Source organism: Salmonella sp. 2020_1459 (genome assembly GCF_043847915.1).
Taxonomy (GTDB): Bacteria; Pseudomonadota; Gammaproteobacteria; order Enterobacterales; family Enterobacteriaceae; genus Salmonella; species Salmonella enterica.
In genome coordinates, this window is the sequence record NZ_JBCMFA010000004.1 from 370,659 (window position 1) to 392,814 (window position 22,156).

At 51.7% G+C, this 22,156-nt stretch carries 23 protein-coding genes and 2 pseudogenes; 6 read left to right on the forward strand and 19 right to left on the reverse strand.

Going from position 1 to position 22,156, the window contains the following annotated elements; genetic code table 11:
* Positions 1-49: 49 nt before the first annotated feature.
* On the reverse strand, positions 50-1,243 hold the full coding sequence (gene nepI / locus ACH0VJ_RS13570; protein ID WP_001004798.1) for a purine ribonucleoside efflux pump NepI: 1,194 nt from the start codon (positions 1,241-1,243) through the stop codon (positions 50-52).
* A gap of 215 nt (positions 1,244-1,458) precedes the next feature.
* Here nepI and ACH0VJ_RS13575 point away from each other — a divergent pair, with 215 nt between their 5' ends.
* Together ACH0VJ_RS13575 and ACH0VJ_RS13580 are read left to right on the forward strand one after the other, a co-directional pair.
* Positions 1,459-1,818, forward strand: a complete 360-nt coding sequence (locus tag ACH0VJ_RS13575; protein WP_001258724.1) for a type II toxin-antitoxin system RelE/ParE family toxin — start codon at positions 1,459-1,461, stop codon at positions 1,816-1,818.
* Positions 1,802-2,125: a DNA-binding transcriptional regulator gene (locus ACH0VJ_RS13580; protein ID WP_001274847.1), complete on the forward strand. Its 324-nt coding sequence runs from the start codon at positions 1,802-1,804 to the stop codon at positions 2,123-2,125. The genes ACH0VJ_RS13575 and ACH0VJ_RS13580 overlap by 17 nt, the downstream gene beginning before the upstream one ends.
* 90 nt (positions 2,126-2,215) lie before the next feature.
* On the opposite strand, the gene ACH0VJ_RS13585 is transcribed toward ACH0VJ_RS13580, so the two are convergent.
* From ACH0VJ_RS13585 to rbsK, 15 genes are all read right to left on the reverse strand, one after another.
* Positions 2,216-2,485 (reverse strand): HPr family phosphocarrier protein, encoded by a 270-nt coding sequence (locus ACH0VJ_RS13585; protein WP_000621026.1) that lies wholly within the window; start codon positions 2,483-2,485, stop codon positions 2,216-2,218.
* A gap of 9 nt (positions 2,486-2,494) precedes the next feature.
* Positions 2,495-3,355, reverse strand: coding sequence for a class II aldolase (locus tag ACH0VJ_RS13590; protein ID WP_001131801.1), 861 nt, complete (start codon positions 3,353-3,355; stop codon positions 2,495-2,497).
* Positions 3,356-3,417: 62 nt separating this feature from the next.
* Positions 3,418-4,902, reverse strand: a complete 1,485-nt coding sequence (locus ACH0VJ_RS13595; protein ID WP_001113558.1) for an L-fuculokinase — start codon at positions 4,900-4,902, stop codon at positions 3,418-3,420.
* Positions 4,895-6,253, reverse strand: coding sequence for a PTS galactitol transporter subunit IIC (locus ACH0VJ_RS13600; RefSeq protein WP_000997824.1), 1,359 nt, complete (start codon positions 6,251-6,253; stop codon positions 4,895-4,897). Before ACH0VJ_RS13600 ends, ACH0VJ_RS13595 begins: the two co-directional genes overlap by 8 nt.
* A 75-nt stretch (positions 6,254-6,328) precedes the next feature.
* Positions 6,329-6,616, reverse strand: coding sequence for a PTS sugar transporter subunit IIB (locus tag ACH0VJ_RS13605; RefSeq protein ID WP_000041396.1), 288 nt, complete (start codon positions 6,614-6,616; stop codon positions 6,329-6,331).
* Positions 6,613-7,086, reverse strand: a complete 474-nt coding sequence (locus tag ACH0VJ_RS13610) for a PTS sugar transporter subunit IIA (protein WP_001152234.1) — start codon at positions 7,084-7,086, stop codon at positions 6,613-6,615. The genes ACH0VJ_RS13605 and ACH0VJ_RS13610 overlap by 4 nt, the downstream gene beginning before the upstream one ends.
* Before the next feature lie 17 nt (positions 7,087-7,103).
* Positions 7,104-7,847, reverse strand: coding sequence for a GntR family transcriptional regulator (locus ACH0VJ_RS13615; protein WP_000854956.1), 744 nt, complete (start codon positions 7,845-7,847; stop codon positions 7,104-7,106).
* A 352-nt stretch (positions 7,848-8,199) separates the two neighbouring features.
* Positions 8,200-8,652 carry a DUF1198 domain-containing protein gene (locus ACH0VJ_RS13620; protein ID WP_001519640.1) on the reverse strand — a complete coding sequence of 151 codons (453 nt, stop codon included), beginning with the start codon at positions 8,650-8,652 and terminating at the stop codon, positions 8,200-8,202.
* A gap of 192 nt (positions 8,653-8,844) precedes the next feature.
* A complete protein-coding gene (gene uhpT / locus ACH0VJ_RS13625; RefSeq protein ID WP_000879181.1) occupies positions 8,845-10,236 on the reverse strand; it encodes a hexose-6-phosphate:phosphate antiporter in 1,392 nt (463 codons plus the stop codon).
* 142 nt (positions 10,237-10,378) lie between these two features.
* Positions 10,379-11,707, reverse strand: a complete 1,329-nt coding sequence (locus ACH0VJ_RS13630) for an MFS transporter (protein WP_000948173.1) — start codon at positions 11,705-11,707, stop codon at positions 10,379-10,381.
* Positions 11,708-11,716: 9 nt separating this feature from the next.
* Positions 11,717-13,219: a signal transduction histidine-protein kinase/phosphatase UhpB gene (gene uhpB, locus ACH0VJ_RS13635; protein WP_001091257.1), complete on the reverse strand. Its 1,503-nt coding sequence runs from the start codon at positions 13,217-13,219 to the stop codon at positions 11,717-11,719.
* Positions 13,219-13,809, reverse strand: a complete 591-nt coding sequence (uhpA, locus tag ACH0VJ_RS13640) for a transcriptional regulator UhpA (protein WP_000633673.1) — start codon at positions 13,807-13,809, stop codon at positions 13,219-13,221. Before uhpA ends, uhpB begins: the two co-directional genes overlap by 1 nt.
* A gap of 74 nt (positions 13,810-13,883) precedes the next feature.
* A complete protein-coding gene (locus ACH0VJ_RS13645) occupies positions 13,884-14,897 on the reverse strand; it encodes an aldose 1-epimerase family protein (RefSeq protein ID WP_000213213.1) in 1,014 nt (337 codons plus the stop codon).
* Between the two features lie 11 nt (positions 14,898-14,908).
* Positions 14,909-16,225, reverse strand: a complete 1,317-nt coding sequence (fucP, locus tag ACH0VJ_RS13650) for an L-fucose:H+ symporter permease (RefSeq protein ID WP_000998359.1) — start codon at positions 16,223-16,225, stop codon at positions 14,909-14,911.
* A gap of 30 nt (positions 16,226-16,255) precedes the next feature.
* A complete protein-coding gene (gene rbsK / locus ACH0VJ_RS13655) occupies positions 16,256-17,182 on the reverse strand; it encodes a ribokinase (RefSeq protein ID WP_371359484.1) in 927 nt (308 codons plus the stop codon).
* A gap of 324 nt (positions 17,183-17,506) precedes the next feature.
* Between rbsK and ACH0VJ_RS13660 the strand changes: the two genes are divergently transcribed.
* Positions 17,507-18,292 (forward strand): DeoR family transcriptional regulator, encoded by a 786-nt coding sequence (locus ACH0VJ_RS13660; RefSeq protein ID WP_000448642.1) that lies wholly within the window; start codon positions 17,507-17,509, stop codon positions 18,290-18,292.
* Position 18,293: 1 nt separating this feature from the next.
* Here ACH0VJ_RS13660 and ilvN read toward each other — a convergent pair whose 3' ends face one another.
* The 3 genes and pseudogenes from ilvN to ivbL all read right to left on the reverse strand — a co-directional run bounded on the left by ilvN (position 18,294) and on the right by ivbL (position 20,480).
* Positions 18,294-18,584: an acetolactate synthase small subunit gene (ilvN, locus tag ACH0VJ_RS13665; protein ID WP_001171826.1), complete on the reverse strand. Its 291-nt coding sequence runs from the start codon at positions 18,582-18,584 to the stop codon at positions 18,294-18,296.
* A gap of 3 nt (positions 18,585-18,587) precedes the next feature.
* Positions 18,588-20,275: pseudogene (gene ilvB / locus ACH0VJ_RS13670) on the reverse strand (acetolactate synthase large subunit).
* A 106-nt stretch (positions 20,276-20,381) separates the two neighbouring features.
* Positions 20,382-20,480: an ilvB operon leader peptide IvbL gene (gene ivbL, locus ACH0VJ_RS13675; protein WP_001541152.1), complete on the reverse strand. Its 99-nt coding sequence runs from the start codon at positions 20,478-20,480 to the stop codon at positions 20,382-20,384.
* A 522-nt stretch (positions 20,481-21,002) separates the two neighbouring features.
* Here ivbL and ACH0VJ_RS13680 point away from each other — a divergent pair.
* The 3 genes and pseudogenes from ACH0VJ_RS13680 to ACH0VJ_RS13690 all read left to right on the forward strand — a co-directional run bounded on the left by ACH0VJ_RS13680 (position 21,003) and on the right by ACH0VJ_RS13690 (position 22,156).
* Positions 21,003-21,117 (forward strand): annotated as a pseudogene (locus ACH0VJ_RS13680) (hypothetical protein).
* Positions 21,114-21,203, forward strand: coding sequence for a type I toxin-antitoxin system toxin TisB (tisB, locus tag ACH0VJ_RS13685; protein ID WP_000117642.1), 90 nt, complete (start codon positions 21,114-21,116; stop codon positions 21,201-21,203). The pseudogene ACH0VJ_RS13680 and the gene tisB overlap by 4 nt, the downstream one beginning before the upstream one ends.
* Before the next feature lie 92 nt (positions 21,204-21,295).
* Positions 21,296-22,156 carry a DMT family transporter gene (locus ACH0VJ_RS13690; RefSeq protein WP_001536260.1) on the forward strand — a complete coding sequence of 287 codons (861 nt, stop codon included), beginning with the start codon at positions 21,296-21,298 and terminating at the stop codon, positions 22,154-22,156.

Here is a 22,156-nt window from a genome sequence, read left to right on the forward strand (position 1 = left end):
TTGCCGGATGACGACTAACGTCGTATCCGGCCTACAAATGGCAGCAATATCAACTCATTGGCGTAATACGGACTTTCGCCGCCACGACTAACGCCGTCAACAGCATCAGGCCGCCGGAAAGCGCCAGCGGCGAAAGCAGCCCGAAATTGTCGAGCGCATAACCGCCCACCGCCGCGCCACAGGTATTTGCCAGTTGAATCACCGCGACCTGGATGGAACCGGCTTTTTCCGCCTGATCGGCAAGAGAACGAGTGATCCACGTTGACCATCCCACCGGCACCAGCGCAAACGCCAGCCCCCAGATAATCGCTATTGCCGCCGCCACGGTTTTGTCGCTTCCCCACACAATGAGCGTCAGCGCGCTCAGCGCCAGTAGCAGCGGCGCACCGGCCAGCGCCAGTTTTACCGAACGTTTCAGGACATAGGATGAGAAAGAAGTGCCAACGAAGCTGGCAATACCAAAACTTAGCAACACCAGCGTCAGACCATCAACGTCAAAGCCCGCCAGATTCATATAGACCGGGCGAATATAGGTAAAGAAAGCGAACTGCCCGGCAAAAGACATAAAGATGGCGATCATCCCGGCCATCACGCCAGGGCGTTGCAACAGGCTAAACATATTCTGTTTCTGGTGAGAAGGTTCGCCCGGCAGCGACGGCAGTGATTTCACCACCCAGATGACGCACAGTACGCCCATCACCGCAGCGGCGTTAAAGACATTACGCCAGCCAATAATACCGCCCAAAAAGCTGCCCAGCGGCGCGGCGATCACTAACGCGATGGAGACAGCGCCAAAAATCACCGACAGCGCTTTCGGCACGGTACGCGCGGGAACCAGTCGCATGGTCAGCGACGCCGACATCGCCCAGAATCCGCCCAGCGCCAACCCAAGACAGGCGCGGCCCAGCAATAGCAGCGTAAAGCTGTTGGCAAAGGAGACCATCAGACAAGAAGCCGTCAGCAAAACGGCGAACAGAATAACGATATAACGCCTGTCGGTCGCCTGAATAATCTGGGTAATGAACAGGCTGGAAAACATCGCGACAAACGCCGTAACGGTGACCGACTGACCGGCGACGCCCTCGGAGATCCCCAGATCCTGCGCCATCGGCGTCAACAGACTAACGGGCAAAAACTCAACGGTAATCAGGCAGGCGACACAAAACGCCACGGCAAAAACGGCTGACCAGTTAGGCCTGGCAACCCCATCAGCGCGGAATTTTTCTGCGATATTTTCATTCATTGTGGTTACCTGCGTCGTTTTAGTGCGGAAAATCCACGCAGTGTAACATTACAAAATGTGATCTGATTAACGTTTTAGCAACTGACATTGTTGCGCTGCATTTTGCGAGGCTGGTCGAGAGTTGAGAATTATCTTCTCTCGCTGCGTGTAAAACCAAAAGGTAAGACATAGTGTATCACCTGGTGCTATACTTTAGATTACAGGATGTCAACCTGATGCGAACCTTCAAAACCAGGTGGTTTAACAGAGAAGCGAAGCCCCACACGATAAAAGATGACGAGTTAAGCGAGGCCATCAACGCCGTACTGCAAGGAAAAGCAGATAATCTTGGCGGCGGGGTTTATAAAAAACGTCTCAATCAAAATCGCGATCGCGCAATCGTGTTGGCAAAGGGAGGCGAACATTGGTTTTACACCTTCCTGTATGCCAAACAGGATATGGCCAACATTAGCTATCGCGAACTCGCGGGTTTCCGTGAGTTAGCAAAACACTATGCTTGCCTGACCGAAGATCAGATAACGGCACTCATTAATAACAAAGAACTGGTAGAGGTGCGCCATGTCAGCAAAAACTAAATTCAAAAGCCCTGCCTTTGAACCGATTCATAGCGCGGCATCTGGATTATTTAGCGTGGATGCCATTCCCCAGGAGACAATGCGCAGTTTTGACACGGCCTGCTTAAGCAGCATCAAAGACCTGCAGCCACTTGAAATAAAAGCGTTACGAGAAAAACTCAACGTTAGCCAGCCGGTTTTCGCTCGGTACCTGAATACCAGCGTATCAACGGTTCAAAAGTGGGAAAGCGGCGCCAAGCGTCCCAGCGGGATGTCACTGAAACTACTTAATGTTGTCCAAAAACACGGGCTAAAGGTGCTGGTATGAGGGTTTTACCGATGGTCTGTTAAGGCTATTCATACGATCATGAGTGCAGGAAGCCTCTACAACTTCCTGCGCTGTTTGACGGGAATTGCACTATACTGACTCACCAAAGCCATCAGCAAATGCAGATTTTAATTCATCCATAAAAGCCAGTTCATCCTGTCCATCACAAATTAAATCAATCATTGTGTTTCCCTTTACGCCAGCCCCCAAAATACTCATCATTCCTTTAATGGGAATTTCTTTGTCATTATTAACTAGCGTTAATGAAGACTGGTATTTTTTGACAATTTTCGCAAGCGTAGCGGCTGGCCGCGCATGAAGCCCCGTACTGTTCATAACGCGTACTTTTTGTCTAATCATATATTTTCCTTAAGAGACTTTGCGGAATGCTGAGTGATTTTTATTCATCATCTTAATTTTAGAATAAACATCATCCTCAACTGCCTGTTTTGCGTTCGCCATGACACGCGCCAGATTAGCCTCGTTGTTATTATTTACCCAAGCCTTACCAACAGTAGTAATAAAGGCTTTGCGCAAATCACTCGCAATATTCACTTTGGCTACTTTGTAATTAACAAAGCTGCGAAGAATATCCGCGTCAATACCAGAACCTCCATGAATAACCAAAGGTACCGGACTGACAGACGCGATGCGTTGTAATAGCGGGATATCAATGCGTGGGATATCTTCAAGACCATGTACATTACCAATTGACACTGCCAGCATGTCGCACCCTGTCTCCTCAACAAAGCGCTGAACCTTCTCAGGTTCAGTTTTGCAGTCAGCCTCGCTGACATGATCATCTTCCTTACCCAGAATAGCGCCTAATTCCGCTTCGACGGGAACACCAAATGATTTACAGAAATCGACAGCTTCTCGGGTAAATGCAATATTTTCTTCGAGCGGTAGCGCCGCGCCATCAATCATTACTGAGGTAAATCCGGCCCGGACAGCCTGCTTAACATCTTCCAGAGTTTTCCCATGATCCAGATGCAGGCTGACAGGAATATCCATTTTATCGGCATGTCGCTTAACTATTTCATAAATGTAATCGTAACCTGAAAGCTGTGCATTAGTAGGAGCAATTTGAATAAAATTGGGCAATCCGGAACGTTCTATTGCATTAAGAATGGAAATTGTTGTCTCCAGGTTCGTTGTATTAAATGCCCCCGCAAGGACATGTTTTTCCTGAATACAATTGAGCAGGATCCTACCATTGACTAAAGGCATATTAACTCCAGATATTTATGTGAGCAGTGTAAGTAAATTATCGAACTATTGAGTTATCACAGTTATTCACCAATAAGCGCCCCTTCTTGCCGCAGTTTAAATTGGTAAAATGACAGCCATTGCTGCTGATATATTTTCAACTTTGCAGAACGAACCGCGTCAGGAAAATATCGCTCAGCCACAGGAACAGTCGGGGGGACAACATTCGGACAGGCTATCAACAATGCTCCAAGGGAGACGGTTTCATCAAAAGCAATGGCCTCAATTGGACACTGGAGGATGTCAGCCTTCAACTGGAGCCAGTATGGGTTTTTCACCGCAGGGCCAATGACTTTTACTGTCCTGCCCGCCGGGATATTAAAGCACCCGTGACAGTGTGCAAACTCCATCGCCAGGCCAATAAAGACACTCTCAAGCAGAGACTCCGGAGGAAGTGAATCCGTCAGACCAAAAAGCAGGCCACGAGTGTGCCGATTTTTATTTGGCGAACCCGAGCCCCGCAAATGAGGAATAAATACCGGCACATGCTCGACAGACCAGGAAGGTTTGAGGTACTGCTCCATGACTTTTTCCAGGCCTGTGCTTATTTCCTTATCAGTTAAACGAAAGGTTTTTTTCACCCATTCAAGCGCATAACCGCCGACAGGCAGAGAAGCGAAAAGCGTGAAAAATTCACCATCGGAGTAACAACCATTTGCCAGCTTATTCCTGCGAGCCTGCACATCAAGCGTTGGCTGTGTATTCAGCAGTAAAATACCCTCTGTCGTGCCGGTAGAATTCAGCACATCGCCCGGTTGCATCTGTAATGCGCGGGCACCGACCATATGATCGTGTCCAGCGAGGGTGACTTTTACCTCATGAGAGAAGCCCAATTCCTCTCTAAGCGTTGCCGTCATCCATCCGGCCACTTCACCTGGCTTTATCAACGGAGCCAGTACACCGAACGGTATGCCGAGAATCCCGGCAGCATTACGAGACCAGGTACGGCGAGCAATGTCCAGACACAACGTTCTACTGGCCAGGGATATTTCCGTCTTTTTCGCACCTGTCATTCTCCACAACAACACTTCTGGTGCATGTAACCAGCAGATATCTTTTCTTTCATGCAAGGAATAGTTATCAAGCAACCATCTCATTTTAAATGCTGAGTAATTACTGTGAGGTGGCAATCCCGTTATAGAATACAGTTCTTCAGCCTCTGCCTTGCTTAATGACGAGAGATAAGATTCACCACGTCGATCATACCAGGCCAGCATCGGGGTAAGAATGACGCCCTCCTTATCCACAAAGACGCCAGACTCACCGAAACTCGCAATACTGATATTTTTTACCGGAAACGGTACTGAAGCCACCAGTTCAGCCATTACCAGTCGCAGTGCCTGCCACAGCGCTTCGATATCGAAATCTACCTCGCCTTTGTCCGACGATATTGTTGGCGTCGGAAACTTGCGGACTTCCAGAACTGACACGTCATGACAGGAATAACAGCTGACTTTGCAGTTAGTTGTGCCAATGTCAATGACAAGCGCTGCGTGGTAATCAGGCATAGACCGTTCCTTTTGTCAGGCGAAAAACACCATAAATAATCAGCGCAAGCACAGGAATCAGCCCGATAGCAATAATATTTCCGTTGAATATTTCAAGCAGCCAGAAACGGAAGGGGTTACCGCCATCAAGGAAGCTTGATACCTGACCACTTGACCCCTCAGCCATTTTGAAATTGACATCTTTAGCCATACCGGTAATAAATGGCGCAATTTTGGTCGCAATCCACAAGTCGGCGACAATAACAGGAATTGCGGTTATCACAGCCCGGAAAATATTGCCACGACATGCCAGTACAATCATGGAAGCCATGACTGCCAGGTTCGCAAGGTCTCCGAGTGGCAGGACTTTATTGCCAGGAAGAAGGAATGCAATAAAGACAGAGATAGGTGTCAGAATCAGTGCTGTAGATATAATGGCTGGGTTACCTACTGCTACCGCGATATCCAGTCCGATAAAGAGATCATCACGGCCAGGATATTTGGCATTCAAATATTTCTTAATGGCTTCAGACAGAGGTAATAAACCTTCCATCAAAATTCGTACCATACGCGGAAGAATGAACATGACACCGCCAATGCTGATCCCCAGCAACAGGATATGTTTAAAGTCATATCCGGCAATGATGCCCAACAAGACCCCCAGAATAGTACCCACCATCATAGGCTCGCCGAAGATTCCCATTTTTTTCTGAACGTTTTCCGGATCAATATGAATACGGTTAACGCCTGGGATCTTGTCGATAATTTTATCGAACAGCAATCCAATCGGAAAGAAGACGACAGATGACAGGGTCGGAAGTGAAATACCTTCCAGACCGAAGTACTTTGCCACTAATGGCGCTGACCAGTCCGCCAGTTTGAGAACCACGATCGCGGCAATAGCGGCTGCGGACAAACCCAAAACAAAACTCCCTGTGCTGTAGTAAACCAGCGTTCCAGCCAGGGCAAAGTGCCAGTAGTTCCACATGTCGACATCAACAGTACGTGTCTTATTCAGGGCCAGCATGGCGACATTAATCAGCATCGTCAGCGGAATGACAAAGGGTGCGATTGGTGAGCCCCAGGTAATTGCGGCCAATGGTGGCCAGCCTAAATCGACAACAGGAAGGCTAATACCAGTTCGCTCAACCATTGCCTGTGCAGCCGGGCCTACGTTGCTGGTAAGTATGTCAAAGATGGCATAAATTCCGACAAACCCTATTCCGACAATTAACGATGAGCGAAGTGCTTTAGCGGGTTTTACTTTGAAGAACAATGCCAGGAAAAAAAGGACCAGCGGCAATAAAACCGTTGGGCCAAACCCCAGGACATATTGCACAACGGTATAGAGAGTATGTGCTATATCATTCATATCCGACCTCTTATTCAGATGTGACCAGACCTCGCGTTAGCGCCTGGATAATTTATCTGTTTTTTATTTATGAAATCAGGCTTGGCCTTTAAGGATTGAAACTATTTTTTCAAGAACTTTATCTTCACCTACTCCGGTAATGATTGGCAGGCCACTAACAACCGGAATATCCAGTTCATAAGGAACTTTCGTTGTTGATACAACCAAAGCTGCACCATCGGTATTGTTTGGCAATGAGGCTACATTAGTTTGTGAATAATTAACATCAAGCCCATTATCTTTACAATATTCCATTACTTTTTCTGCCACAGCCGTGGAAGTAGCAACACCCGTTGCGCAAACAAATAGTATCATTTTACTCATACTTCACCTCTTTCAGATATGCGTGTGTAAATTGACTGATAAATTTCATCATCATTCATGACCAGTAACTGCTGCATAAAATCCTCATCCTGGATCACATCCATAATCCAACCCAGTACGTTGAGCTGCTTATTGCTTTCACCTAAAGCAAGCATAAACACCACCCTGACAGGTACGGGATCTGGTTCCCCGCCCATATCTTCGAAATTGACGGGTTCTGCCAGTATTCCAACACTAATGGCGTTTTGGCGAACATACTTGTGATCAGTATGTGGAATAGCGACGCCTACAGGCTCAACCGGTAGACCCGTTGGAAAATTCTGTTCTCGCGTAATGACGTGATCGGCAAAATCAGATACAACCATACCATCGTTAATTAACGGACTGGCAAGAGCCTTGATTATGTCATTCTGACTCACCTCTTTAGGGAGGTGTCGAACATAATGACGGCGAAAATGAATATCCTGCATAGATTCCTCTTTGCTAGTCAGGCATCCAGGCGCTGTAAAATAGTGCCAAGATAATATTTATTACCTTTTAACCAGACGTTACCAAAATCAATGGCCAATCCTCTAGAGAAAAATACCAACTGTTCCAAATGCAAAACAGGTGCGTCTTCACCAATATCAAGATAATGGCCTCGCTCATTACCAATTAATTTGGCTGCGTAACGGCTTTCAGAAAAACTTATTTTCTTATCAGATAATCTTTCTATTGCTGAAAATAAATTCTCCCTGGTAAAATCTACATCAATAATACCGGGGCAGAGATCAATGTTGATACGATTTTCAATCAACATGACTTTTTCATCGCCAATACAACGAAGGCGTTTAAGAAATAAAACATCTTGTCCCGGTTTGATACTCAGTTTCTCTGCTACAAAGCGGTTAGCGGGTTCCAGTCGGGAGGTTATGACACTGGTTGTGAAGTTTATCTTCTGGCTGGCTAAGGCTTCAGCAAAGGAGAGCAAACCTTCACCCAGTGGGTAAGCAACATTTTCCTTCTTTACGAAAGTTCCTTTACCCTGCACTTGCACAAGAACACCTTCCCGGACAAGTTGGTCAACCGCTTTTTTAACGGTACCGCGACTCACCTCCAGCATATCCATGATTTGAAACTCTGAAGGTATCCGGTCATCCTCAACTAATTCTCCGCTATAAATACTTTCCCTTATCCACTCCACAACCTGTTGATACAGTGGGATGTGTGAACTTTTACTCAATGTTTTCATGGTGCGCGCCTAAACATTTAGAGTTGTCTATAGACAATCATGTACAACTTCGAGTTTATGATAAGAAATTTTGAGACAGGAGGTATGGCAAGGAGTCACAGTTTTAGTGTTCAAAACAAGATCACATTTCCGTGATATATGTCACGGAAATGATGAGCTATAAGTCTCTGACGTTTTGGCGTCGTTAGCGGTTATTCGGTGCGTTACTTCTGTGGTTCACCCTTAGCAAATACGATGGCGGCTACGCTTTATTTAGTTAACGATGAATCGCGCCACCCGGCCGTTAATCGTGGCTCGCCGCCCTTGCCAGCCTCATTCATCTCGTCTTTTGTTAACGAGATAGTGAAGAGTATCAATGCAGCCAGTGGACACCCTCTTCCGGCTGAAAAAAGGCGTTATAGCGCAGTTGAAACGCGTTGATCTCCTGCATATCGGGTTCCATTTCGCGCAAAAAGCCCAGCGCCAGCCGTACCTGTGTATCGGTGATCGGCGCGGCTAAACGCGCTTTTTGCAGCAACCGATGCCACCGCTGCAAATTCTGATCGCCGCCATCGACAATCACCATTTGCCAGATCAGTAACACCTGAGCGGCATTTTGCAAATGCGACTCATCAGGGCGATGCAGATACTGTAAAAATTCACCGCCCGCCGTTTTACCCATCTGATCAATCATCGATTCTATCGGCACTACATCAATATTCAGACGTTCGCTCAGGCGGCGAATCGCCCGGCGGGTATCCGATGTCAGCACCCGAAACCCCACAATAAACACCACCACAAACGTGGCCAGAATCAACCAAATCATGCGCACATCCGTCACCAAACAGGATGCCCATCATAACGGTAAATTTATAACTGTCGACGTTCTGGCCTGTCAGGATGTGATTTATTAACGCTTGTCTTCATTTACGCCAGACGCCGGATGTCCTGTCTGACGAACGCAAGGCATAAAAAAGCCCGGCGTTAAGCCGGGCAAAACGTTACCAAATGCACACATTTAAGCGATATTGACTTGCTGAATTTTTTTCTCACGGCGGATTTTGCGCTCTTCCATCACGGCGACCATCGCCATCAGGCAGATACAGCCGATCGCGGCGGCGTCCAGCGCGGCGAACGTGCCCGCCCAGCCGGTCAGACCAAAAACGGGGGTGCCGTCGGCAATCATGCCCAGACCCAGCTTGGCAAAGCTATCGCCGATAAGATAAGCGAAGGTGCCCTTGATACCGTCCGCAGCGCCGATGGCTTTTTTCGGTACGAAACCGACAGCCGCCACGCCAATTAATAGCTGCGGCCCAAACACCAGGAAACCGAGCGCGAACAGCGAGGCCAGATAGACATACTGGTTGCTGGCGTGCTGGTAGACGCCGAGGGTGGCGATGATTAACGCCAGCGCCACACAGGCTACCAGCGCACGACGACCGTTCGCCAGGTCAGAGAGCCAGCCCCACAGCAACGTGCCGACCAGCGCGCCCACTTCAAACAAGGTAAAGCCCTGAATCGCCACCTCTTTAGAAAGTTTCAGCTCCTGGAAGGCGTAGACGGTTGACCACTGGTCGATACCAATACGTACCACATACAGGAAGATATTGGAGAAACACAGCAGCCAGATCACTTTGTTTTTCAACACATATTCAACAAAGATCTGCCACTTGGTCATTTCGTTTTCTTCAGTCTCTTTATCCTCTTCGCTGATCTCTTCGCCGAACAGTTCTTCAGCTTTACCCAGACCGTAAGATTCCGGGGAGTCGCTGCCGAAACGCAGACCGATAAAGCCAACAATCAGCGCGATAATCGACGGGAAGATAAACATGCCGATGACGTGACCGTCGAACAGGTAGTTGGCGCCGAACAGCGCCACACCTGCCGCGCCCGCGCCGCCGAGGTTGTGGGAGATATTCCAGAAGCCGAGAAAGGTGCCGCGTTTACGACGCGGAGTCCATTTGGTGATGGTCGAGTAGCTGCACGATCCGCCGGTACTCTGGAAGAAACCGCTCAGGGCATAGAAAGCGATCATCAGAAACAGACTGGTTGACCCCGCGCCCATGCTGGCGCTGAAGCCGAGCATACAGATAGCGGAGAGGATCAACATAAACGGTAGAAACTGCTTGGTATTTTTACCGTCAGCGTAGTAGGAAACCAGCGTTTTCCCCACGCCATAGGTGATCGAGAAGCCCAGGCCAATCATCCCCAGCTCGGTCATGCTCAACCCGTAGGTAGAGATCATGTCGTTCTGCGCGATGTTAAAGTTTTTGCGGATCAGGTACATGGTCAGGTAGCCGATAAAAACCACCAGATAGGACTGCATGAACGGCTTGAACCACATTTTACGCCGCACATCGAGCGGCAGATCCAGGGTCGGCTTGCGCACCTGGTTTAAGAAGGCCAGCATGGATTACTCCTGAGCTAATTTTTATACCTGCGAATGGCAGGCATTGTAAAAATCCACAGGAAAAGTGGCCTGCGACAGCGTCCAGGCAAAACCGGGAAAATTTCTTAGTTTTGCCCCATTCAGCGCAAAAAGGTGAGGTGTATCACGCTTCGTGGGTCTCGCGTGGGGCCTGAGCGTTCAGAAATGGCAACAGCAATAGCGCGGAGATCCCCGCCGCGATGGCGATGACCGCAAAAAAACCGGTCCAGTGCCAGATCTCCAGCACTTTCGCTAACGGCCAGCCGGAAAGCGACGCGCCGAGATAGGCGAACAGGCCGACAAAGCCGGTGGCCGCGCCCGCCGCCTCTTTATGCGAGCACTCCGCCGCCGCCATGCCAATGAGCATCTGCGGGCCGAAGACAAAGAAACCGGTGGTGAAGAAACAGGCCGCCTGCATCACGTAGCTGGCGAACGGCATCAGCCACAGCGAACCCACAGAGAGCAAAATCCCGGCGGCGAAGATTAAATTCATCGGTCCGCGGTTGCCGTTGAAGAGTTTGTCCGAGCCCCAGCCCGCCACCAGCGCACCGATAAATCCACCCAGCTCAAACATCGATACTGCCGTGTTGGCCGTGACCAAATCTACGCCCAGCGTCTCGGACATATACAGGTTGCCCCAGTCGTTGATCGCCGCGCGCACCACGTACACTAAGACATAACACAACGAAAGCAGCCAGATATAGGGATTCAACAGCACATATTTAGCGAGGATTTCTTTGCGACTTAGCCCCGCGCCCTCTTGCTGTTGGGCGACCTCCAGCGCATCGTGCCGCCAGTCGCCTACCGGCGGTAAACCAATCGCCTGCGGACGGTCGCGCAGCCGCCAGCAGAGGACCATGCCCACCCCGATGGCAAGCAACCCGGCCACCATCATTCCGACGCGCCAGCCATAATGCAGGGCGACAGCGGCCATAACGAGAGGGATCAGCGCCCCGCCGACATTGTGCGCGGTATTCCATAACGCCCACCAGCCGCCGCGCTCGGTACGCGAGTACCAGGCAGTCAGCAAACGGGCGCAAACCGGCGATCCAAACCCCTGGAAAAAGGCGTTCAGCGCCCATAGCAGAGCAAAGGCCCACAGCGAGGTCGAGAAGCCGAACAGAATATTCACTACGCCAGTCGCAATCAGCCCGATGCCCATAAAATAGCGAGCGTTAGAGCGATCGCTAACGATGCCGGAGACAAATTTCGACACCCCGTAGGTGATGTAAAACAGCGTCGCCAGCAGGCCGATATCGCTGCGGGTCAGAATGCCGCTGGCAAGGATTTCCGGCGCGGCGGCGTTAAAGCTTTTACGGGTGAAATAGAACAGCGCGTAACCCAACCAAATGGTGATCAGGATATGCCGCCGCCAGTAGCGATAGCGGGCGTCAACCTCGTGCTTATCGGTGATGAGCGGCGCGTTGGCCGGGGCTTTTAAAAACGAAAGCATTATCCTTCCTTAAACGTAACGCTGGGGCAACGAGACGCTCACCCGCGTACCGTGGGTACAAGAGATGGTTAGCGTCCCGCCGAGCGCCGACACGCGTTCGCGCATTCCGGTCAGGCCGAAGCCCTGCTGGTGAGAGCCCGGCGGCAGGCCGCTGCCGTCATCCTCAATCACCAGCATCAGCCGCTCATCCTGCTGCCAGCCCTGGAGCGTCACCGCGCTGGCATTGGCATGTTTTACGATGTTATTCAGCCCTTCCTGACAGACGCGAAACAGCGTCACGCGCTGACTTTCACTCAGCGCCGTTTCGTCAATTCGCCAGTCGAGGTGACTGACAATACCGCGGCTTTCCAGCTCCATTTCGCGCAGCAGCGAACGGATGGCCTGCGCCAGCGTTAAGTCGTCTAACTGGCGCGGGCGCAAGCGCCCCAGCAGGCGACGCACCGCGTCATACACGCCCAGCGAAAGCTGCTCGATAAGTTGCCCGCTCTGCTTCACGCCGCCGTTATCCGCCGCCAGTCGTTGCACAATGCCCGCCTGGGTACGAATCGCGGTGATGGTCTGCCCGATGTCATCGTGCAGCTCACGCGCAACATCGCGCCGCACGCTCTCTTCGGTCTCCAGAAGACGCTCCGCCAGCCGATGGTTGCGCGCCAGCTCCTTTTGCAACGACTGGTTCAGCTCGCGCAGACGCTGAATGCCCGCGCCAAGCAGTAGCCCGGTCAGGCTTTGCGCCAACAGCGAAAGTAATAAATCGACGGGATGATCGTGCCAGGTCTGGCTGGCGATCAGCGCGATAGCGTTCATCAGTGTGGCAATGAGCGCGCCCTGCCAGCCATAATGCCAGGCGAGCGCGATAATCGGCAACGCCAGGCAGAACGGCGTAAAGCGCGAAAGTTCAGCAGGTAAACCCAGTTGCAGCCACAGACTGACGATAAACAGCAGCAGATACCAGATCAGATGCCGCCCGCGCCAGTTTACCGGCTGCGATACCAGCGATGGTCCCAGCGGCAGCCAGGTAGTGCTGGTGAGATAGTGCCAGAAAACCAGGCAGATGGGGGCCAGCGTCAGACCACCCGTGAGGGTCAGCAGTAGCGCGTTCCATGCCGCTTCCCCCTGCCCCAGCCAGGGCAGGGATTGCAGTAGCGCCGCGGCGGTGAGGGCCGCGCCCTGAAGCAATAACGTGCGCCAGTCGCGCTGATGGCGGTAACGCGAAGTCAGCGCCACGGGCAGTAGCGTCAACACACCACCGATCATCAAAAGCGGCAGATGGGCCAGCGCAACTTCCTGCGCCAACCAGTACACCAGCAGCCACTCCGCGCCCAGCAATACTGGCCAGTATCCGCGCGGGCATTGCAGCATAAGTCCCAGGCGCAGGCCGAAGGGAAAGAGTAGCGCCGCCAGCTCCGGGCGCTCTACCAGATGCAGGCTGATGCTCCACAGGCAGAACCACGCGGCGGAGAAAATAAAAAAGCAGGCAACAACGGTGATTAAACGGGAAAAAAAGGTGTTCATTACCAACCATCAAACATGCGATGCGCCAGTTCAACGTTATTGCTGACGCCTAATTTTTCCAGCAGATTCGCGCGATGGACATGCACCGTTTTTGGCGACAGCCCCAGCTCGGCGGCAATCTCTTTTACCGCCATACCCTGGGCGAGTTTTTCCGCCACCTGACGCTCGCGTTTGGTCAGCGGATCTTGCCGACCCGCCGCCAGTTTCACGGCAATATCGGGGGTCAAATAGCAGCCGCCCGTCGCCACCGTATGCACCGCGGCGATCAGTTCATCCGGACTACAGCGTTTAGAGAGGAAACCGCGCGCGCCGGCGTTCAACGCCTGTTCCACCAGCGCCGGGCTATCGTGAACCGAGAGCATGATCGTCGCCATCCCTTTTGGCAGTTGGCTTAGCAGCTCCAGTCCGGAAATATCCGGCATCGAGATATCGCAGATACACACCTGTACGCCGCGCCCCGGTAAGCCTGCCAACGCTTCGCGCCCGGAACCAAACTCGGCGACCACCTGCAAATCAGGTTCCAGCCCCAGTAGCTGTGCAAAGCCGGAGCGGACGATAAGGTGGTCGTCGATAAGGGCAACGGTGATCATGGGTTCTGTCCTGATGGATAAAAAAAACGCGCTTACCTTAACGATAAGCGCGCGGCTGTTCAAGCCTTGAGCGGTCAGACAATGCCTGTCGTGACGGTGAACGTCCGGGTTTGCTGCGGTTCCAGTTGAAGCAAGGTTCCATTTCGCTGCGCCGCGAGAAAACCTTCAGGCCGACAGGTCGCGGGCAGGGCAAAGGCGGCAACCTGCTGATCGCCGTTATAAAGAATCCAGCGGGTCATGTAATTTAGCTCCGCGCTGGCGAAACGTGTCACGAACGTGGTGCCATCCGGGGCGATCATACTGAATTCCGGGGTATCCGTGTACCTGTCCAGTTCATCGGCGAAGAACACGATTTCCGGGTCGTAAAAGCCAGGCTCGTTGAGCGTTGCCAGCGAGGCTTCACCCTGCAAAAGTCGTTGATTAAACGCCAGCCACTGCGCCGTGGGTTTGACATGCGCCGGCACCGACTCGCGTAGCTTCAGCGCGGTATCCGGGATATTCTGGCGGAACGTGGCGTTCGGCACATAGGCATAGTTCATGTGGCACATGTACTGTAGCGGCATGGCGACTGAAGCCAGGTTAGTCACTGTCATCTGAATATCAAACAGCGCGCTTGTTTTACGCATTACCACCGCAGGTTGCGCCTGATAATGATGACCGAACCCCATCACATACTCGTAGCGCCCGGTCACGCGCAGACTGTCGCCCTCTAACTCCAGCCAGGCGTCGTCCATGGCAGCGCAGGGCATCTCGCCGTGCAGCGGATGTGTATCTTCTGGTGACGGGCAGCCATTCGCCAATAGTCCGGAATGGAAAGCAAAGCAACCATACGTTGCCACCACTTCCGCAGCCGGCTTCGGCTGGCGGAACATGTTGCGCATAGTCAGGTCATGACCGTCAAACTGCGCGTCCCAAATCATCTGCCCCATCCAGGGCAGAATCACCAGATGACCGCGGCTGTTTTGTATTTTCAATCCTTCCACGCCGCTGGCGTAACGAAACGCCGTAACCGTAAAATCGTCATTTTCCAGCAAGATACGCGGCTGCTCGCTAAAAAGCTCCCGCCATAATGTAATACGTGTTGTCATAGTTGATCTCCTCAGGACGCGGCGACTTCAGCCAGGTTGCCGCGTACTTTGCTTTCGCGCCAGAAGTAAACGCCAACGTAAACAAAGCACAGCATGGAAACCAGGAATGAGAGCTGTAGCGAGTGGAACATGTCCGCCACGTAGCCCTGAATCGCGGGAACCACCGCCGCGCCGACAATCGCCATCACGATGACCGCCCCCGCCATTTCGGTATGCTCGTTATCGACGGTATCGAGCGTTCCGGCATAAATGGTCGCCCAGCAGGGGCCAAACAGAACACTGACCAGCACCGCCACGTATACCGCGCTAAAGCTGGGCGCCAGCGCTACATAGGCCAGGAACAGCGCGCCGATAACGGAGTAAAGGATCAGGACTTTTTCCGGGTTAAAGCGTGTCATCAGAATGTTGGCGATAAACTTGCCGATAAAAAAGCAGGCGAAGCTGTAGACCATAAAGGTTGAGGCATCGCGCTCATTGATATCGCCTAACTCCAGCGCCAGACGGATAGTGAACGACCAGACCGCCACCTGCATTCCCACATACAGGAACTGCGCCACAATACCGCGACGGAAACGGGCGTTGCTGGCGAGATAGCGTAACGTATCCAGCGCCGAGGGGCGTTTATGACTCGCGGTTTGCGCGACTTTACAGGTCGGGAAACGCGTCAGCAGGAACAGTACCATCACCACTACCAGAACCATAATCATGTACTTATAGGGTTCCAGAGTGTTTTCCAGCATCAGCACCTTGAAGTTGTGGACCTGCTCGGCATTCATGCCCGCCATCTGTTTTTCCAGGCTTTCCCCTTCGGAAAAGACCAGATATTTACCCAATAAAATTCCTGCCGCCGCGCCGATCGGATAAAAGGTCTGGCTGATATTCAGCCGCAGCGTGGCGTAGGCTTTCGGCCCGATCATCGAACTGTAGGTATTCGCCGCCGTTTCCAGGAAACTCAGGCCAATCGCAATGGCGAAAATCGCCGCGAGGAACATGGTGTAGGTCGCCATGTGCGACGCCGGGAAAAAGAGCGTGCAGCCGACAATGTATAGCGTCAGACCGATAAGTATCGCCACTTTATAACTGGTTTTTTTAATGACCAGCGAGGCCGGAATAGCAATTAAAAAATAACCGCCATAAAAGGCGCTTTGTACTAATGCCGAAGCAAAGTTGCTCAGCGAAAATACACTTTTAAATTGCGTAATCAGAATATCATTTAACGCGGCTGCGCATCCCCATAAGGGGAATAAACAGGATAACAAAATAAACTGGAACAGAGGTGTCTTATTCAGATACCCGTCGGGCATCTGAACGATGTTTTTATCGTTCATAGTGCTACCTTTAACAGTGCAGGGTGATTGTTATTCGTTCAACGAAAGATACTCATTAAATTGCTCAATGCTTGGATAAGAGGATTGGGTGCCTTTCCCGGTGACGCTGAAAGCGGCAAAGAGAACGGCTTTTTTCATGGCGGCTTCCACATCCCCGCTCTGGACGTAGTAATGCGCGAAACAGCCGATAAAGGCATCGCCCGCGCCGCTGGTATCAACAGCGTTCACTCTAAACGCCGGAACATGGACTTCCTGGTCACGCGTCATCCACAGCGCGCCTTTCTCGCCCATGGTGACAATAATATTGTTCAGCCCTTTATCTTTATCTACCAGCGAACGTGCCGCTGCGCGAATATGGTCATAGGTATCCACTGGCATACCGGTTAATATTTCCAGCTCGGTTTCATTGGGTACAAAGAAATCGCATTTACAGGCATAAGACATATCTAATTCCCGTAATGCTGGCGCAGGGTTTAATAACACTTCAATCCCGTGTTTCTTGCCAAATTCTATTGCGTGATAAACCGTTTCAAGCTGAACTTCCAGTTGCAGAACAATAAGCTGGCATTTTTTTAAATCTTCCGCCGCGCGATCGATATCTTCCGGCGAGAGAAACTTGTTAGCACCTTTGATGATCAGAATGCTGTTGCTGGAGTTGGCGTTGACGAAAATCGGCGCTACCCCACTGCTGGTACACGGTACTTTTTCTACATACGTCGTATTGATCCCCCAGGATTCGAGATTACGAATGGTGTTGTCGGCAAAAATATCGTCGCCCACTTTGGTCAACATCAATACTTTTGAATTGAGCTTAGCGGCCGCCACGGCCTGGTTCGCCCCTTTTCCGCCGCAGCCGATTTTAAACGCCGGCGCTTCCAGAGTTTCCCCTTCTTTGGGCATCTGGTTGGTGTAGGTGATAAGGTCCACCATGTTAGAGCCAATAACCGCGATATCCATTTTACTCCCTCTCAGAAATCGTCACACGACAATGATATTAAAATAACATTATCATGTTACTTCCGTATCATTTGTGACTATGATCGCGATTAGAGGATCATTTTGCCATTTACTTCGTGAACAATCCCTGGCGGAACATACGCGCACCAAATCATTTTTATTGTTACAATTTACTGAAAATTAACTATTTATTGTTAAAAAACGCGAATAAACCCACTTTTATTTCCTGACGGCCAGACGTATAGTAGTGCCACACTGTAATGTTCTCAGAAACACATAAATGTTACTGATGGAACATAACAACATGATTTGCGGAGAGTGTGAATGGAGACCAAGCAAAAAGAACGTATCCGACGCTTGATGGAGTTACTGAAAAAGACCGATCGAATCCATCTGAAAGACGCCGCGCGGATGCTGGAAGTTTCGGTGATGACCATTCGCCGCGATCTCAGCCAGGATGATGACCCTTTACCGCTGACGCTGCTCGGCGGCTATATCGTCATGGTAAATAAGCCTACGTCTTCAACCAATATGCCGCTGCCGGCGAAAAAGACGCATCATCGGGACGACCTTCCCGTTGCGATCCTGGCCGCCGGACTGGTGCGTGAAAACGATCTGGTTTTTTTTGATAACGGTCCGGAAATGCCATTAGTTATCAGCATGATACCGGATGATATTACCTTTACCGGGATTTGCTACTCGCATCGGGTATTTATCGCGCTGAATGAAAAGCCTAATGCCACGGCGATTCTGTGCGGCGGCACCTATCGGGCCAAGAGCGATGCCTTTTATGATGCCAATAATCCTTCGGCGCTGGATTCGCTCAATCCGCGCAAAGTGTTTATTTCCGCCAGCGGCGTACATGAACATTTTGGCGTGAGCTGGTTTAACCCGGATGATCTTGCCGCCAAACGTAAAGCGATGGAGCGCGGTCTGCGCAAAATTTTGCTGGCGCGTCACGCCCTGTTTGATGAGGTCGCGCCTGCCAGCATTGGTCCGCTTTCTGCCTTTGATGTCCTGATTAGCGATCGCCCATTACCGACAGATTATGCCGTTCACTGTCGGAATGGTTCCGTCAAAGTCATCACGCCTGATTCGGAAAGTGAATAACTTACTCAAAAAAGACGGCAATTTTATTGAACATGGTGGGATCGGACTGGTTTCGTACCACCTTCGCCACGTCTTCCAGTTTATCGATCTGACTGATCATCTGTTCAAGCCGCTGATCGTCATTGACCAGAAGCCAGATGCGGCTCTGATCGCTACCCTGAATCGGTAAACAGAGAATACCCTCAACGTTGAAAGCGCGTCGGGCGAACAGCCCGCAGACATGAGTCATCACGCCAGGATGGTTGCGAACGGTCAGCTCCAGAATAACGTTATCATGTGATTGTTTCTGCATGGCTTATTCCCCCACCATCTCTGTATTTGCCGCGCCCGGCGGCACCATCGGATATACTTTTTCTTCTGCATCAATGCGCACATGGATCAACGCCGGTCCAGGACGACGAATGATAGCCTGCAACGCCGCCTGCGGATCGGCTTCGTTATTCAAATCACAGGTATCCAGACCAAACCCGGCGGCAATCTGCATAAAGTTGATGCTCCCCGGATAGGTTGCCGCAAAAACGCCCTGTTTATAGAACAGACTCTGTTGCTGATGTACCAGTCCCAGCGCGTCGTTATTCATCAGGATAATTTTCACATCCAACTGGTTTTCGCTGGCGGTAGCCATCTCCTGAATATTCATCATCAAACTACCGTCGCCGGAAAAACACAGCACCTTGTTGCCCGGATTCGCCAGCGCCGCGCCAATCGCCGCGGGCAGACCAAACCCCATGGTGCCCAGCCCGCCGGAAGTCAGCCACTGACGCGGACGGTTGAGCGGATAAGCCTGCGCGGTCCACATCTGATGCTGACCTACGTCAGTGGTAATAATCGCGTTGTCGTCCACACAGGCGGCGACCGCATTAATCAGCCCATAGTGACTAAGCGGGTTATTTTCCTGGGGAATACTGCAAGGGAATTCTTGCTGCAAGTCCGCCACCAACTGATGCCATGCTTCCCGCGGCTGTGCCTCGATATGGGGAATTAACTGTGCCAGTACATCATCGACATCCGCCTGAATAGCCACATGCGGCTGCTTGATTTTGCCTAACTCGGCGCGATCGATATCCACATGGATGATTTTGGCGTTCGGACAAAACTGCTCCGTTTTGCCAATCGCCCGGTCATCAAAACGCGCGCCCAGAACAATCAGTAAATCGGCCTCTTGCAGAATAAAATTGGTACTGCGCGCGCCGTGCATTCCCAGCATTCCTAACGACAGCGGATGCGCCTTAGGCAGCATTCCCAGCGCCATTAAGGTCATTGTCGTCGGCAGTTGCGCTTTTTCCGCCAGTTCGCGCACGCGTGTCGGCGCATTGATCACGCCGCCGCCCAGATACAGCACCGGACGCTTCGCCGCGTTAATCATTGCGGCGGCCTCGCGGATACTCTCCGCGCTAAACTCCGCGGGGGTGATTTTTCCGCCGGCGACGGCAACGCATCCAGCTCAATGGTCGCCGTCTGCACATCTTTAGGAACGTCTATCCACACCGGGCCAGGACGCCCCGACTGCGCCAGACGAAAAGCATCGCTCATCACCTGAGGCAGCTCATTGATATTTCTGACCAGATAGTTGTGCTTGGTGATGGGGATAGAGATACCGTAGGTATCCACTTCCTGAAACGCGTCAGTACCGATCATGGACGCCGGAACTTGCCCGGTAATGCAGATTAACGGAATGGAATCCAGGCGCGCATCGGCAATGGCCGTGACCAGATTGGTCGCGCCCGGCCCGCTACAGGCCATACAAACAGCAGGTTTACCCTCCGTCCGCGCCATCCCCTGCGCAATAAACCCCGCGCCTTGTTCATGGCGCGCCAGAATATGACGGATTTGCGTGCTTTGGCTTAACGCGTCGTAAACGGGGAGGATCGAACCGCCGGGAATGCCGGTGACGATACGAATCCCCTGGCGCTCCAGAAAATGAACAATAAATTCCGCGCCCGTAAAGCGCTGAGGTGTAGATGTTGTGCCCGAACTTGCCATGCTCCATTCCTTTTATTCTGAGCCGACGTTCCGGGAAGGTGTCTTAAACAAAAAACCCCGCCCGGTTTGCGCCGGCGGGGTTTTGGAATCGTGTGTGTTCCGGACCCTACGGCGCATTGCCGACGACCACCACCACACGCACGACGACCACTGCGCGAGATGGCGCAGTTGTTAGTAGGGTCGCGTTCAGCATGGAAGGGTTCATTAGGGGCCTTGTCTGTTTGTTATTAACACGTTTTATACAAGCACAGCGCTTTCAGCATGACAACGGAAAAATTTTCATCTGCACAAAAATGCGTCAGCGATCACATTTTTCTACGAATTTACACGTTTTGAGTATAGGCGTAATAAGCGTAGCGCCCTCCGGTAATCGCCGGGATTGATGATTACGCGTTTCACAATGCCGGAAAACAAAAAACCTCGCCGAAGCGAGGTTCTTACAGCGTAATGCGGGTGGTAGCCGCGAAGCACACTGTGTTATGTCAACAGCAGAAGTATACGCGTTCTGTGCAGAACGCGCAATTTCGGCGCGAATTTTGATGAATTTGAGTATGGATCAGAAGCTCCGTTCCGTCTATAAATTACTGTTAATTTATACAGTACTTAACTATAATGTCTTTGACACAATGTGTTATGCGGGGGCCGCATCGTAAACCGGCGCAACGAAGTCCTGGCTGAAACGGGTGGTGCCGTCAGCGCCTTAACCCCCTCGTGAGCACACTGTGTTATGTCAACACGCACACTATTCCTCGCAAAAGGGATCGCGTGCGCAACAGCTGGCAACAGGCAGCGGAAAGGTACGTCGGCTGGCAGTGCTCCTTAACCACAGGAGACGCGTATGAGCGTAGTGGATATCACCATTCTTATCCTGAAACTCATTGTTGCAGCACTGCAACTGCTTGATGCTGTTCTGAAATACCTTAAGTAATTCAGATTCAAGCCGCACCGAAGGGGAGCGGGCAACCGCTCCCCTTTCACCTTATCCGCTGGTCTTTCGCTTCCCGGGTATGTTACGTTTTTATGACACCCTCAACGACGCCTGACGCTATGACCCTTTCCGTTTTCTGCATTTTGCTGTTCGCCGCGCTGCTACATGCCAGCTGGAACGCCATTGTCAAAGCGGGAAACGATAAGCTCTACGCCGCGATCGGCGTCAGCGGTTCCGCGGCGGTCATGGCATTGATCCTTTTGCCCTTCTCGCCGCAGCCAGCTCACGCCAGTATCCCTTTTTTAGCGGCCTCTACCGCGCTCCAGGTGGTGTATACCGTCCTGGTGGCGAAAACCTATCAGGTCTCGGACATGAGCCAGACCTATCCTCTTATGCGCGGCACCGCGCCGCTGCTGGTGGCGCTCATTAGCGTTCTGTTTCTTGGCGACAGCCTGTCGTCGATGGCCTGGGTCGGCATCGCAGTGATCTGCATGGCGATACTTGGGATGGCCTGTAATGGCCGCGCCAGCTCTCAACGTGGTGTCGTGCTGGCATTAACTAACGCCTGTTTTATTGCCGGATATACGCTGGTGGACGGGACCGGCGTAAGACTCTCCGAAACGGCGCTGGGCTATACGCTATGGTCATTTTTTCTCAACGGCGCCTGCCTGTTAACCTGGGCGATGATTGAGCGGCGGCGGGAAGCGTCGCGTTATCTGGCGCAACAGTGGAAAAAAGGCATTTTTGGCGGGATTGGCACTATGGGATCTTATGGGCTGGCGCTATGGGCCATGACCCAGGCGCCGCTGGCGGTGGTCGCCGCGCTGCGTGAGACGTCGATTTTATTCGGCGCGCTGATAGCCTGGCTGTTGCTTAAAGAGAAAGTGGCCGGGCTACGTCTGGTGGCGGCGGGCGGGATTGCCCTCGGGGCGATTTTACTCCGTCTGTCATGA

Bases quoted from the DNA above. Each gene is read 5' to 3' on its own strand.
- ACH0VJ_RS13615 (WP_000854956.1), bottom strand. From the start codon at position 7,847: ATGAAAACATTGAGTAAAAGTTCACACATCCCACTGTATCAACAGGTT.
- ACH0VJ_RS13575 (WP_001258724.1), top strand. From the start codon at position 1,459: ATGCGAACCTTCAAAACCAGGTGGTTTAACAGAGAAGCGAAGCCCCAC.
- ACH0VJ_RS13645 (WP_000213213.1), bottom strand. From the start codon at position 14,897: ATGACAACACGTATTACATTATGGCGGGAGCTTTTTAGCGAGCAGCCG.
- ACH0VJ_RS13620 (WP_001519640.1), bottom strand. From the start codon at position 8,652: ATGATTTGGTTGATTCTGGCCACGTTTGTGGTGGTGTTTATTGTGGGG.
- ACH0VJ_RS13595 (WP_001113558.1), bottom strand. From the start codon at position 4,902: ATGCCTGATTACCACGCAGCGCTTGTCATTGACATTGGCACAACTAAC.
- ACH0VJ_RS13605 (WP_000041396.1), bottom strand. From the start codon at position 6,616: ATGAGTAAAATGATACTATTTGTTTGCGCAACGGGTGTTGCTACTTCC.
- tisB (WP_000117642.1), top strand. From the start codon at position 21,114: ATGAGCGTAGTGGATATCACCATTCTTATCCTGAAACTCATTGTTGCA.
- uhpB (WP_001091257.1), bottom strand. From the start codon at position 13,219: ATGAACACCTTTTTTTCCCGTTTAATCACCGTTGTTGCCTGCTTTTTT.
- uhpT (WP_000879181.1), bottom strand. From the start codon at position 10,236: ATGCTGGCCTTCTTAAACCAGGTGCGCAAGCCGACCCTGGATCTGCCG.
- uhpA (WP_000633673.1), bottom strand. From the start codon at position 13,809: ATGATCACCGTTGCCCTTATCGACGACCACCTTATCGTCCGCTCCGGC.
- ACH0VJ_RS13630 (WP_000948173.1), bottom strand. From the start codon at position 11,707: ATGCTTTCGTTTTTAAAAGCCCCGGCCAACGCGCCGCTCATCACCGAT.
- ACH0VJ_RS13590 (WP_001131801.1), bottom strand. From the start codon at position 3,355: ATGCCTTTAGTCAATGGTAGGATCCTGCTCAATTGTATTCAGGAAAAA.
- rbsK (WP_371359484.1), bottom strand. From the start codon at position 17,182: ATGGATATCGCGGTTATTGGCTCTAACATGGTGGACCTTATCACCTAC.
- ACH0VJ_RS13690 (WP_001536260.1), top strand. From the start codon at position 21,296: ATGACACCCTCAACGACGCCTGACGCTATGACCCTTTCCGTTTTCTGC.
- ACH0VJ_RS13580 (WP_001274847.1), top strand. From the start codon at position 1,802: ATGTCAGCAAAAACTAAATTCAAAAGCCCTGCCTTTGAACCGATTCAT.
- ACH0VJ_RS13610 (WP_001152234.1), bottom strand. From the start codon at position 7,086: ATGCAGGATATTCATTTTCGCCGTCATTATGTTCGACACCTCCCTAAA.
- ivbL (WP_001541152.1), bottom strand. From the start codon at position 20,480: ATGAACCCTTCCATGCTGAACGCGACCCTACTAACAACTGCGCCATCT.
- ilvN (WP_001171826.1), bottom strand. From the start codon at position 18,584: ATGCAGAAACAATCACATGATAACGTTATTCTGGAGCTGACCGTTCGC.
- fucP (WP_000998359.1), bottom strand. From the start codon at position 16,225: ATGAACGATAAAAACATCGTTCAGATGCCCGACGGGTATCTGAATAAG.
- ACH0VJ_RS13660 (WP_000448642.1), top strand. From the start codon at position 17,507: ATGGAGACCAAGCAAAAAGAACGTATCCGACGCTTGATGGAGTTACTG.
- nepI (WP_001004798.1), bottom strand. From the start codon at position 1,243: ATGAATGAAAATATCGCAGAAAAATTCCGCGCTGATGGGGTTGCCAGG.
- ACH0VJ_RS13600 (WP_000997824.1), bottom strand. From the start codon at position 6,253: ATGAATGATATAGCACATACTCTCTATACCGTTGTGCAATATGTCCTG.
- ACH0VJ_RS13585 (WP_000621026.1), bottom strand. From the start codon at position 2,485: ATGATTAGACAAAAAGTACGCGTTATGAACAGTACGGGGCTTCATGCG.